This is a genomic window from Pantanalinema rosaneae CENA516, from assembly GCF_050753385.1.
Taxonomy (GTDB): domain Bacteria; phylum Cyanobacteriota; class Cyanobacteriia; order Leptolyngbyales; family Leptolyngbyaceae; genus Pantanalinema; species Pantanalinema rosaneae.
This window is the reverse complement of record NZ_JBLZFZ010000007.1, coordinates 141535-155140: the sequence shown is the minus strand read 5'-3', so window position 1 is coordinate 155140 and position 13606 is coordinate 141535. Positions and strand designations below refer to the sequence as shown.

General features: G+C 47.9%; 7 protein-coding genes. 4 read left to right on the top strand and 3 right to left on the bottom strand.

Annotated elements, in window-relative coordinates:
- Positions 1–15: 15 nt before the first annotated feature.
- Together ACN4EK_RS05950 and ACN4EK_RS05945 are read left to right on the top strand one after the other, a co-directional pair.
- Complete coding sequence (locus tag ACN4EK_RS05950; protein ID WP_431656590.1) at positions 16–1059, top strand: patatin-like phospholipase family protein; 1044 nt, start codon at positions 16–18, stop codon at positions 1057–1059.
- A 420-nt stretch (positions 1060–1479) separates the two neighbouring features.
- The gene (locus ACN4EK_RS05945) at positions 1480–2955 is read left to right on the top strand and encodes a C1 family peptidase (RefSeq protein WP_431656589.1); all 1476 of its coding nucleotides are present in this window, start codon (positions 1480–1482) and stop codon (positions 2953–2955) included.
- A 102-nt stretch (positions 2956–3057) separates the two neighbouring features.
- Here the strand turns inward: ACN4EK_RS05945 and ACN4EK_RS05940 are convergent, their stop codons facing one another.
- The 3 genes from ACN4EK_RS05940 to ACN4EK_RS05930 form a co-directional block, all read right to left on the bottom strand.
- On the bottom strand, positions 3058–6492 hold the full coding sequence (locus tag ACN4EK_RS05940) for an nSTAND1 domain-containing NTPase (RefSeq protein WP_431656587.1): 3435 nt from the start codon (positions 6490–6492) through the stop codon (positions 3058–3060).
- A 172-nt stretch (positions 6493–6664) separates the two neighbouring features.
- Positions 6665–7072, bottom strand: coding sequence for a hypothetical protein (locus ACN4EK_RS05935; RefSeq protein WP_431656585.1), 408 nt, complete (start codon positions 7070–7072; stop codon positions 6665–6667).
- 603 nt (positions 7073–7675) lie between these two features.
- Complete coding sequence (locus ACN4EK_RS05930) at positions 7676–7816, bottom strand: hypothetical protein (RefSeq protein WP_431656619.1); 141 nt, start codon at positions 7814–7816, stop codon at positions 7676–7678.
- A 319-nt stretch (positions 7817–8135) separates the two neighbouring features.
- Here ACN4EK_RS05930 and ACN4EK_RS05925 point away from each other — a divergent pair, with 319 nt between their 5' ends.
- On the top strand, positions 8136–8372 hold the full coding sequence (locus tag ACN4EK_RS05925; RefSeq protein WP_431656584.1) for a hypothetical protein: 237 nt from the start codon (positions 8136–8138) through the stop codon (positions 8370–8372).
- A 320-nt stretch (positions 8373–8692) separates the two neighbouring features.
- Positions 8693–13606: a two-partner secretion domain-containing protein gene (locus ACN4EK_RS05920; RefSeq protein WP_431656583.1), complete on the top strand. Its 4914-nt coding sequence runs from the start codon at positions 8693–8695 to the stop codon at positions 13604–13606.

Genomic DNA, 13606 nt, shown 5'->3' with positions numbered 1-13606 from the left:
AGGAGGTAGAGCTTTGTGAAACCTAAATTAGCGATCGCCTGCCAGGGGGGAGGCAGTCATACAGCGTTTACAGCCGGTGTGCTAAAAAGAATTCTGGAGTCAACCATATTAGACGCCTACGATTTGGTGGCGCTGAGTGGCACATCGGGAGGTGGTATCTGTGCCACTGCCGCCTGGTATGGTTTATTAAAGCAAGCTCACGGGTCAATCGATCTGCCCTACAAGTGGCTAATGGAATTCTGGGCAGACAATTCAGCCTATCTCTGGTGGGAACAGTCCTTGAATGATTGGGCGCTGCAGATCCTGCGCTGCCAGGAAGCAGGTCTCTTCCCCCAATTTGAAACCAGTCCTTATACCTCAGAATGGCTGTTTCAAGTATGGAAAACCCTGGTTCCTACGCAGGAGTATTTTGACCTGCAAGCCTTGCTGGAAAAACACATTCAGTTTCAAGAGATCCCGGCACTGCTGCAAAAAAACAGCCCCAGACTGCTACTGGGGGCGGTTGATATCCTGTCCGGTCAGTTCAGAACCTTTGACTCCGCCCAGGAGACAATTCGAGTAGAGATGTTGTTGGCCTCTGCGGCCATTCCCACCCTCTTCAAAGCCGTAGAACTTAATGGTAAAGCCTACTGGAATGGCATCTTTTCAAGGAATCCACCGATCGCGCCTTTCCTGACTGAAGCTGTAGAACATCGCCCCGATGAAATTTGGATTGTGCAAATTAATCCGGAATGCCGAGTCAGTATCCCTAAAACCGCAGCAACCATCCTGGATCGCCGAAACGAACTGGCGGGCAATCTGGCGCTGAACCAGGAATTGCAGTTGATTCAGTTGGTGAATCAATGGCTTGGGGAAGACTCCACCACGAGCCTGTTCAAAGAAATGGAGCGACAACGGTTCAAACCGATTACAGTTCAACCGCCGATTACCATCAGTTCTGGACTCTCGGCATTATTGGACTATGCTTCCAAACTCGATCGCTCACCCACATTTATTAGAAACCTGATAGCCGATGGCGAGCAACAAGCTGAACTATTTTTACAGCGGTTACCTCTGTAAACGGAACTGGAGATCCTGATAGAGGATGCTCTCTATGGAATGGTTATTCACCAAGAGATCAGTATGGTGGATAGTCAGCCACTCAGTGCCAGGGAGTAGGGAGCTTTGTGGACAAGCGCCGCGATCGCCACAATGCTACATAGGCGACCAAAAACGATTGTTACGAGTTTACTATCGCCATATACGCAGATTATCGTATTGCCTGCATAATTGATTTTCACCAAAATAAAAATGAAGGCTGTAATTAGTGAGAGTGATGTCTAGCAGTCGAGTTTCGATCGGTTGTCTGGTGAGAAGTAAGGCAATGCCGAATAGGTCTGGATAGTATTTGCCGTGAGTTTGAAGAACCAATCCAAAGACTGATAGTTTAGATACGGAGTTTCGGTAACTATTTCAACGTCAAATCAGGAGATATGGGCTATGGCATCAGCATCAGACCGTTTGCCCAACATGGGTTGTTTGATGGATCACCACGATATTCGAGATTACGCATTGAATGATGCGCTACAAGCAATCAGTCAAGGTACGTTTGAAGAATTAGAATATGGGATTGTCGAGTATTGTAAACCTCAAAGTGAAAAGGTAATCTTTGATAGCAACAATGGACAATACCGAGCATTCGAATCAGATGACGATGAATCAGAATCTTTGGACAAATACCCGATCAAGAAATTAATTGCAGCCTTGAAAGAAAAACAGCCTACTATGGCTTCGAAAGAAAACCAACTTAGTGATTCTGCAATTTTTGTGCCGCTCCAACCGAAATCAAGATTAGGTGTCAGTTTAGAGGGGAAAAAACTAGTATTGATTGAGGAGAAAAATAATGAGATCGTGGGTGATCTGGAGGCAACTAAAGAAGGAATTACTGTCAAATTTAGGAATGAGCAAAATAACACCGCCCAAGAGGAGCCTTGTTTGCTTTTAGGATCAGGTTTCAGAAAGTATACTCTAAAGGCTCATCATTGGTCTCCAGTTGAGATGCAAGGTGAAACGCTATCTGTTCCCCTAGAAAAACGTAAAAAGTATTATCCTGACCCAATGTGTGGAGCAAATGCTGGAGTTGCCTTGTTAGAATACTTCGAGCGGGCAGCAACAGGAAGGCATCTCAATGCCTCGCGATTGTTTCTTCATCAGGTTGCATGTAAATTGATGGGCGTGGAGCTAACATCAGGGGTGTCGATTCGAGCTATTGTCAAGGCGATGACCAGATTTGGCGTTCCACCAGAAGAGTCCTGGCCATATGACTTCAGCAAGTTAGAAGATAAAAAAGAACCACCCGCCCTTTGCTATGCCTACGCCAGAAATTATCGGGCAACGAGTTATCTGAGCCTTGATCGACCCGGAATGAATAAAGATGCTTTGATTGCCCAAATCAAGATTTTTGTTTATTCGGGTTTGCCCGTCATTTTTGGCTTTTCTATCTACGATTCGATTGATCAATCCTCTGGTGATGATCACAAAGGTAAAATCCCATTTCCTACCTACGGAGAGATTCATGAATGTGGTCATGCAGCAGTCATCGTTGGCTACGATGATGGCATAATCATTGAAAATATGAATCCACTTGGGGACGCTGATAAAGCTAAGGTCAAAAACCTGAAAGCAGAAACCCAAATTGGTCTTGGAGAAGTAGCTTTGATTGGTTATGAAGATACCGAAGTGCTTAAAACGAGGGGTGCGTTTAAAATCCGCAATTCTTGGGGGAAGGAATGGGGTGAAGATGGTTATGGTTGGTTACCCTATGCTTATGTCATACATGATTATGCATTTGACTTTCGGACAATTCTCAAGTTTGAGCGTATGGATCAAGATGATTTTGGACCAATTCAACGCGGAAACAATTTAGTGGTTTGTGAGGATAAGGTAAGAGGTAGAACCACGGGCTACTGCAAGTGAACTATAATTGTTTCTTCAAGAACGGCTACTAATGCCAATTCAAATTCTATCGCTTTTAGACCAGAGTAATGGAGTTAATTGAGTCCCCTTAAATGAAAAGCTCTATGAGCAGAGCTTTTCTGTCTCAAGCTTAAAGGGAGAGGTAGGCTGCGTATATTGTTGAATCAATTGGCACCCATGCTTAAGCAAATCACCTACACTAATAGGATAGATTTTATTATCAATTGGATGCCACTCCCAAAGCCTGATTGTTTTATCACTGCTGGCAGAAACGATAAAGCTATCATCTTTTACCTTTAGAGTATTCCAGTCTTTAGAAAAAACAAAATATGCATTATTTACATCTGCGGTGTGACCTCTCATGGTAGATAATAAAGCTTCTGGTTGCTCACTTATTGCTTGAATAGGTTGACCTATTTTTGAGTAGAGTTCAATAGCTTTTCTTAAATCCCATATCTTTATTGTTTGATCGGAACCTGCAGAAACCAGCTTGGTTCCATCTTGGCTAAATCCTAATCCATTAACAGGCTGCTCATGAGCATGGATTACTGCAAGGGGTTTCAAGGGATTTACAGGTTGAATTGACCATACTTTGATAAATCCTTCACTATCACTAGTTGCTATCTTATTACCATCAGGGCTGAACTTAACCTGAACATCTTGAGCATCATGGTGACCTACCTTTTGAGGAGTCCGTTGCGGAAATCCACTTTCATAGCTCCAGACATTCGAATCTTTTTTTCCAATGGTTTCAGTGTATGCAACTATATTTCTTTGGGGGTGGAAATCAATATCTTTAATCTCAGAGTTTGCCTGACTGCTTGATAAAGGAGAGAGAAAATTGCTTTTTGTTATTTTACTTTTATTGATGCGCCAAAATCTAGCTTTTCCATCACTACCAGAGGAGGCAAGCATACTGTCATCCGAACTAAACGCGACTCCATAAGATACTTGACCATGCCCTGGAAATTCAGCTTCAAGTTTTCCTGTTTCTACATTCCAAAGTTTAACCTTTCCCCCAAGACCTGTTGAAGCGAGTAATTTCCCATCATGGCTAAACTTTAAACTCCAAACATACCCTTCTTGTTGGGGAAGCGGTTTTATGGATTCACCCTTAATATTCCATAACTCAATTGTGCCATCGCGTCCACCAGATGCAATTGCAGCATAGGTAGAAGAGATATTAACACGATTGGGAGGATTGTGGTTAAGGCTCAAAGTATAGATTCTATCTGAATGTGCAATCCACCTATTGCGTTCTTCAACCCCATACACAATAACTTGCAAGCGTTTAAGATATTGCTCTCGATCAATAAACAGATCTTTTGCAGCACTGAGGGCTTTGATACTTGTCACTAATGCTTCAAGTTGTTGGTGATTAGCAAAGTTGTTTTCAGCTAACTGCACCAGGGTTTCAACTTCTCCTTTCTTGGCTGTTTGTGCAGAGAAGAGTGAAAAAATTGTAATCGAGCAGAGTAATCCGGCAGTGAGAAACCAATTGCGACGTTCTCGGCGAAGTTTTGCCTGTTGTTCCCGATCGCGCTTCTCTTGACTTTTCCTGACAAACTCCGTTTCCATACTCGACAATCTGGGGTGCTCTCGTTTCTGCCACTCTTCGATCGCGGTCAATCGTCCTGCTGCGAGGAGATAACCCTCTGATCGCCCTTTTTCCTGCCACTCCTGACAATCATTTTCTAAATGACGGCGCAGACGGATTATTTCTCGGTTCTGTTCAATCAGTTGCCTGAGTAAAGTCCATTCCGTTAATAATGCTTCGTGGGCAACCTCCACAGTTTTTTCATGGGTGACAATCAACCGTCCATCTGCCAACTGTTTTACGACTCGATCCAACTGTTCTGGCGAATCTGCAAGTACCTGTAGCTGCTCCCGTTCTGCCCGTCGCCGTGTTACCTCCTGTCCTTCACCCAATTGCACCAGTTCCATCATGAGTTGACGCACCAAGGTGCGATCGGCATCAGAAAAAATTTCTTTATCAGAATAGATCTGAGCAGCTCGCTGTTGTAAAGCGCCCTGTACCCGTCCGATCGCCCGATACCCCTCCTGCGTCAACTGCTGTTCATCCCCTTTCTCAATGCATTGTTTCCACAACTCCGTTAGGGCATATTGCAGCAACGGTAACTCACCTGGCTGACCTACGACATCTTCAGCAATCTGAGACACCAATCCTGGCTCATAGGCTACCCCATGACGTGCAGCGGGTTGCTCGATCGCTTCCTCTAGCTCCGCCAGAGTTAACGGGGTCACCAAATAGGTAGAGGGTGGGTCAGTTGAGTTGATCAACTTCACCACTTCTATAAACTGGGTACAACGGTCTAGAAAATCTCCCCGAATGGCAATCAAAATCCGGGCATTCGGATTGTTGATTTCTTCTGATAGCCGGTGGATGAATTGCCGCTGCAGGGTCTCCTCCTGGCAGAGGGTAAACAATTCTTCAAACTGATCGACAAATAGTGCAAACGGTTGATTACGTTGATGTTGTCGGTTCAGAATCTCCTCCAGTACAAACGCTGGAGTCTGGCCGGGTGTGCAGCATTCCAGATCCCACTCGCGGCTTCCCGGTAAACGATCGCGCTGCAACTCTGGCAGCAAGCCTGCTTTAATCAGGGAGGACTTGCCACAGCCAGAAGGTCCGTATACTACCAAAAACCGACCTTTCATCAGGCGATCAAGCAGGTCTCGCACCGCTCTCTCTCGTCCATAAAAATAGTCTGCCTGCGTGATATCAAAGGCAGCGAGTCCAACATAGGGATTCTCTCGCCGGACGAGAGGAATAGGGATGGAAGCAGGAGGAGCAACTGGATACTTCACAACAGTGATAGCCTGTCCCCAGCCTAGATGCAGTGGTTCTAGATCCGACTGTCTCAGTTCCCGACTCAGGCAATCAAACAGGCGATCGCCGCTAATTAGTCCTATCTCATCAGCATTGTCGCGAGACAGTGCTTTGAGCAACGCTCCTGTGAAAACGCTATGGGGTTCTCGCCATCTTGCTATGGTTTTCTCAGAACTGCCACAGGCGGTAATAAAGTAGTAGTCTTTACTGGCACTAAACGCAGTTAATCGTTCAACTAAACAATGACGTTCTAGAAAATATCCACTGTGACAGCAATCTAACAATACAATTAAGCTATTCAAATTTGAACCAAGAATCAGTTGGTTAAAGTCACTCAAGGAAATTCCCCGACGCACCTCAAGCACCTGATGATCCTGCCATTCCACTGTAGAATCTGTTGTCACCAGATAGCCACTCTGTTGCTGCAAATAGCCCGTTGCCGTCATTCCGTGTCCTGTAAAATAGATGAGAGCTTCATTGCTTGAGGTTTGCTGTAGTAATAATTTTTGTAGTGCCTGACCTAATTGATTCCCAGTCACTGTTCCAGTCAATCGTGTGATCTTCTGAAACAAATTGGATTGCTCCAGAACCTGAGCAACCATCTGAGCATCAGTCACAGTTTTACTTAAGCTACGGGATGAGCTTTGATAATCGGAAATCCCCACTACTAAGGCATATCGTGCCATGAATGCCCCCTAGAAAAGCCCCCATTGCCGAGGCTAAACTTCAAAAGTTGGAACCACTCCTGAGAACTGGAAAATATTCCGCTCCCTGCCGAGCCAGGTCAACCTGAACGGTACGACTATGAGTATAGATGCAATGGCACTACCAATGAAATATGCTAGAGAACGTACAAATTTAGAATTCTGTCACAAGAATTCTTTCTCCCCATCCACCAGGATCAAGAACAATTCCCTTTGCAGATGAACCTACATTAGGTACTTGGGCATACATCTGAGCAGTATAATTTCCAGCACGTAACCCAACATACACACTCTTAGTGGATATTTCAGCTTGGAGATTTGTCAGTTTTAATGTGCCCTGAGAATCGTAATTGGGCGTTTTATTATCGAGTCTAATTTGAAACCTCACTCCATATCCGTTGTTGATAGAAGCGGCAAGACATTCACCTGAATACTCTAGCTCAATAGGCGTATAGTCTCTTGTTTTTACGACTTTAAAAGCAGGACCAACTGGATTCCAGTTCTGATCATTCAAATCATAAGACTTATCATTTAAACCTGAACTTTGAGTGTAAATAGGCATAATGCTCTCCTTATCGTTAAACTTTTTAGTTCAATACGGGCTTTATAAAAAGCAGAAGCCCGACACAACACCACAATAGATCGGCTAGCTGACGGATAAAGTCAGCGGTTACCGATCGCTCCCAATCCCTCAACGATCGCTGGTCACTCCGTTGCACTGACGGGTTAGTTTAGCGACGTACCGATCAACCTGCTCAATTAACTCTTTTATCTGCCACGTCTCCTCAAACTACTGTTTTCACCAACCATTAGGAACTTGTATAAGATTTCTATTTGAACTCTAACCAAAATCGCTTCCTGAGAAAATACGATGATCTGCGTATAGGATTATGAAAAAGTTGCAACACAAAGTTCTTCTCTCTGTTGCCCAGCAGACCTTTGTATTATCAGACCAGAAGCTAACGGCCAAGGTAAGCTGCTATATTTCCACGACTTGGCCCATGACAACTTTTAGTGCTCCGATGGCAGGGTCAGGATGTCTACCACTCGGGAGTTAATTGACACTTGGAATTCCGATTCTGTTGCAAAAAACTATTGAAGTACAAACGATTAACCTGTTCTAGACTCGATTCAGCACCAAGATCAAAAATTTGAGACACGACTTCTACTTGTACTTATACACAACTCTTTCAACATCCTGAACTTGCCCTTTATGAATCATATTCATCGCCTCGATTCCGCTTAAGGTTCGTCTAGCACTGTTGAAAGACTTAAATTCCAGCATCGGTTTGACGATGTGTTTGATACTTCGATGGTCCTACTCAATCAAGTTATTCAAGTATTTCACCTGCCTCAGTTGGATCTGGACTGACAGCATTTGGTCACTTTTTAGCCTTTCAATGCCGAGAATGGAACGGGATATAGTTCTGTGTGACCAGCCTGGGCATTTGAACTGGCAAAGTCGGCTTTACTGTACGATAAGCGGGTATTCATCATTGCTAACGGTGACCCCTTCGGGCAGAACTTAATTCAGGTGCTGATGTTTTCCCAATAGTAGGAAGTAAAAGTTCTATGAACTGGCGGGCAATCTGGCGCTGAACCAGGAATTGTGGTTGATTTAGGTGGTGAATCAATGGCTTGGAGAAGACCCTACCACCAGCCTGTTCAAAGAAACGGAGCGACAACGGTTCAAACCGATTACAGTTCAACCCCCGATTACCATCAGTTCTGAACTCGTGGCAACCTTGGACCATGCTTCTAAGCTCGATCGTTCACCTACGTTGATTAGAAACCTAATAGCCGATGGCGAGCAACAAGCCGAACTGTTTCTTACAGCAATTACATCTGCAAAAGCAACCTGAGTTTCCGATGGAAGATGCTCTCTATTCAACCTCTGCGGGTCGATTCCTCGCCACTCTGCGGCGTAGAATGCAGGAATGAGCAGGTTTCAAAATGAGAATTGCTAAATTCCCCAATTCTAGGAAGACTTTGAAGAATTAGTCTTTCCCTAAATTGGGGGCGGGGGCGAAGACAGTTGTCAAGTCTTGGTCAGTTGAGACTGGCTAATCTGGCTAATATTGCAGAGCTTTAAGCCGATGTTGCATTGAGTTACTTGTATGCACGGTGTAAGAAATACCTATGATATTCTTCAGTAAGAGGTTTTCCTGGGAGGTTGCCCCCTATGTTCAGGAACCGTGCTCAGTCCAGCTTTCTAACCCGCCTTGCGATCGCCCTTCTCTCCATCCCTGCTTTTAGCATTGCGATCGCGGTTCTTTCCGAGATCCCTGTCGCCCAGGCCCAGATTGTTCCGGATGCCACCCTGCCCGTCAACTCCCAGGTTGAGACGACAGGCAACACCAGCACGATCACGAGGGGCACGGAGCGGGGGGTAAACCTGTATCACAGCTTCCGAGAGTTTTCTGTTCCCACGGGGGGAGAAGCCTATTTCAACAATGCAGTGCGGATTCAAAACATTTTGACGCGGGTGACTGGCACCTCGATTTCTAATATTGATGGCTTGCTGCGGACGAATGGCACGGCTAATCTGTTTTTCCTGAATCCGAATGGGATTGTGTTTGGCCCTAATGCCCGTTTGAATATCGGTGGTTCATTTGTAGCCACGACGGCAACCAGTTTCAAGTTTCTGGATGGTAGCGAGTTTAGTGCCATCAATCCTCAGGAACCGCCGTTGTTGACGATCGATATCACGCCGGGGTTGCAGTATAGTGCCAGTAATCCCGGTGCAACGATCGCCAATCAGGGCATTCTCACGGCAGGGCAGGATTTGATGCTGGTCGGTGATCAGTTAGTGCTGCAGGGGCAGGTACAGGCAGGACGAGATTTGACCTTGCAGGGCAATCAATCCATTTCTGTGGCTGATGGTAGTGCCCTCTTGTCTGGAAGAGATACTATTGTTCGTTCACCCATCCGATTACTGGGTAATGCCAGCTACACCACTGGTGGTTATTTTCAAACCGAAACTCTAGACAATGCGTTGGTGGAGTTTCTGAATCCTCATCAGGCGAGGATTATGGCTGATGGGGATGTCACGCTGGCTGACTACGCTGGCCCACCGTTATATATCCTGGCTGGTGGCAAAGTAGCAACGGGAAACATCACGATTAATACCATCGATACAGGCACTACTGGCCCCAAAACTATTTCTAATGGACAGGGGGGAACCCAAACTATCACCGTAAATAGCAATCCAAATGGGGCTGTAGACATTCGTGCAGGTGTAGATTGGAGTTTATTTCCGGGTGACCTTCCTGGGAATCAAAATTCCAGTACCATAATTCCCACTTTCGCATCTCTGCCAGCAACGGAGGCAGATGTTACAGTTGGACCGATTATAAACCATGGTAGAAATGTCTTTCTCACTAATCTGTATCAACCTTGGTCTAATTTGGCAGGAGACATTACCTTTGGCTGGCAGATTGACACCTCTAACGATACAGGAGGCAATGGTGGTTCAATCGAACTAACAGCAAAGGGGGACATCACAGGTGCGGAATCATTTATCTCGCTTGAGTCATCCTCGTACTCAGACTTAGGTAATGCTGGCAACGGAGGGGCGATTTCCTTTGCCACTAACTCCGGCAATATCACCCTCTCAGGCTTATTACAGTCGCAGTCGCAGTCCTTAGGATTGGGTAATACTGGCAACGGAGGGGCGGTTTCCTTCGCTACCAACTCCGGTAATATTGCCCTCTCAGGCATATTGGAGTCGGCCTCGCTCTCAGACTCGGGTAATGCTGGCAACGGAGGGGCGATTTCCTTCGCCACCAACTCCGGTAATATCACCCTAACGATGATCTTATCCTCGGCTTCAGCCTCGCTCTTCGGATCGGGTAATGCTGGCAACGGAGGGGCGATTTCCTTCGCCACCAACTCCGGCGATATCACTCTTTCTTTTTACTCGGCTACGGCCTCGCTCTCAGACTCGGGTAATGCTGGCAACGGGGGGGCGATTTCCTTCGCCACCAACTCCGGCGATATCAGCCTGACGAATGCGGACTCGTACTCGGTCTCGCGCTCGGTTTCAGGCAATGCTGGCAACGGAGGAGCGATTTCCCTCACCTCTCACACCGGCAACATTACCTTAGACCACTCGGACTTGAACTCGGACTCGGACTCAGAGTCAGGTACAGCCGGGGATGGGGGAGAAATCAGTTTAAGGGCAGGTGGTATGATTTCTGGCAGTTCTTCCACCTTAAATTCGTTTTCTGTTTCTCAAGGAGGAGATTCAGGGGAGGGGGGCAATGTCATGCTGGAGGCAGGGAGTAGCATTTCTGGATTAACCTTTATCACCGTTTCGTCGGGTGGTCAGTCCGGAGATGTGCAGATCCGTGGTTCTGGCAACTTGCTGATTGATTCCCTCAACGTCCAGACGGCTCAAACTGTAAACGTCTGTTTCCATCCTCCTTGCTCCAGACCTGAAGACCTTACACCAATTTCCCTGAATGGCAGAAGTCAGGCTGGCAATGTGACCGTAGACAGTACAGGGAATCTTACTTTTCTCAATAGTGTGATCCAGAGTGATACTCTCGGTACTAATCCTGCTGGAAATATTTCCATTACTAGTCCCGGTATTGTCAATTTCAACAACAGCCAGATTACCAGCAACACCTCTGGCAGTGGTAATGCCGGAGATATTACCATCAATGCTCCCATCGTTAACGTCACGGCTAACTCCCAAATTCGAGCGGAAACCGCAGAAGGCAGCAGTGGCAGAGGCGGCAACATCACCGTGACTGCCCCCACAGCCGTAGACCTGACCCGCATTGCCGATGACAGTCCGGTGGTCTCGGTGGAAAGCAGTGGCGCAGGCAGGGCAGGAAACATCACCCTCAATACACCCCAACTTACCCTCTCCGATGCGGCTCGTATCACCGCCACCGCCACTGCAACTTCCACCAATCAGGAAGGGGGTGGCAGCATCACCCTCAATGCGTCTAATCTTTATCTCGCTGGTACGGTTGGGGTCTTCGCTGAAACTCAGGGGCAAACCCCAGCAGGAAACCTCAGCTTCCATCCCTACAACAATCAGCCTGACCTGAATATCACCCTTACGCCTAACTCCCAAATTTCCGCCTCCACTTCTGGCAGTGGCAACGGCGGCGACCTGATTGCAACGGCTCCCGAAGCGATCACGATTGCGGGACCTGGCCGATTAGCGGTAGAAGCCCAGGTGGGTAGCACAGGCAATGCTGGAAATATGAGCTTCACCACCCGCCATCTCACCCTGGCCGATGGAGTCCAGGTATCCGCTGCTACAGCGGGCACGGGTAGAGCTGGGGACATTGGGATCACCGCCGAAACAGCTACCCTGCGGAACGGTGCCACCCTATCCACCAGTACGACCAGCCCCGGCAATGCGGGCAATATTTTGATCAACGCGCCGCTCCTGACCATTGCGGGGGATGCCAAGATTCTGGCTGAAACCAGCGGCAGTGGTCGCGGCGGCAACATTACGGTCAATGCCCCTACAGCGGTCAACCTGAACCGGATCGCAGATCACGTTCCCGTGCTGTCGGTTGAAACCAGTGGGGCAGGGCGTGCTGGCGATATTTTAATCAACACCCCCAGTTTAGTTCTGACCGATCGCGCCCGCATCACCGCCACCGCCACCGCCACATCTACCAACACCGAAGGCGGCGGCAGTATTATCCTGAATGCCTCTAACCTTTATCTGGCAGGGATTGTGGGTGTGTTTGCCGAAACCCAGGGACAGGCTCCGGCGGGCAACCTCAGCCTCAATCCCTACATCAATCAAGCGAACCTGAAGATTGCCCTCACCCCCAATTCCCAGATCTCTGCCTCTACTTCGGGGAGTGGTAATGGTGGCGATTTAATGGTGACGGCTCCTGACTCGATCGCCATTGTCGGCCCTGGAAAGCTAGCGGTCGAAACCAGCAGCATGGGCAATGCTGGGAACATGACTTTCACTACCCGCCGATTAATCTTGCGGGATGGGGTACAACTCTCTGCCTCTACCTCCAGCAGTGGCAGAGCCGGAAATATTGACATCAACGCTGACACCGTGGATCTGAGTGGCAGGGCAAGAGTCTCGACCACCACCTCCAGCAGTGGTCAGGCAGGCAATATCACGATCGCTGTCAGCGATCGATTTGCCTTACGAGGAACGGGAAGCGGTTTCAATGACCTGAATGATACAGGCATTTACGCCGGAACGACCGCCGGGTCTACAGGCAACGGGGGCAGTATTCGCATTGCCGCCCAACCGCGAACCCGTCCCGCTATCAGCCTCCGAGATGGAGCCAAAATTGCCGTCAATAGTGAAGGTGAAGGCAATGGCGGCGATATTGAACTGAGCACTCCCGGCAGAATTACCTTAGATCGCCGTGCCTTTATCAACGCCACCACCGACAGTGGCAAAGGCGGCAACATTACGATCGACCCGGACATCATCCTATTGCGTCGTAATAGCCAGATTTCCACCAGTGCGGGTAAAAATCGCGGTGGGGGAGATGGTGGCAACATCACGATCGACACTCAATTCCTGATCGCAACGTTGTGGGAAAACAGCGACATCACTGCTAACGCTTACTCCGGTAGTGGGGGAAATATTCGCATCACGGCGAACGGCATTTTCGGCTTTTTCAAAGCTCCCGCTGGCACGCTGGATACCCCCTTCAGTGATATCGCCGCCAGTTCTCAACTGGGGATTAATGGCACCATCACTCTGAATGTGCTGAGTCCAGACCCGAGCAAGGGTCTAAATGCACTGAATCTGGGATTTGTGGATGGGTCACAACTGATGACCCAGAGTTGTGTCACTGGCAAATGGCAAACCCTGAATCAGAACCGCTTTGTGATTACAGGACGCAGTGGACTTCCTGCCAGTCCTGAAGATGTCTTTCGCGATCCCGAAATTCTCACCGAACTGGGTCTGTCCCCAACCACGGATACGGTGGCCAATCGTCCTATTTTTCCCCCTCCTACCCCGATCTCTGCCGACATCAGCGCAGCCCAGGGTTGGGTCGTAGCCCCCGATAGCACCATCTTTCGGGTCACCGAATCCGCTGCCCCACCTTACTCCCCCCCTCAGTTTTTCCATGTGTCCTGTCCTTAG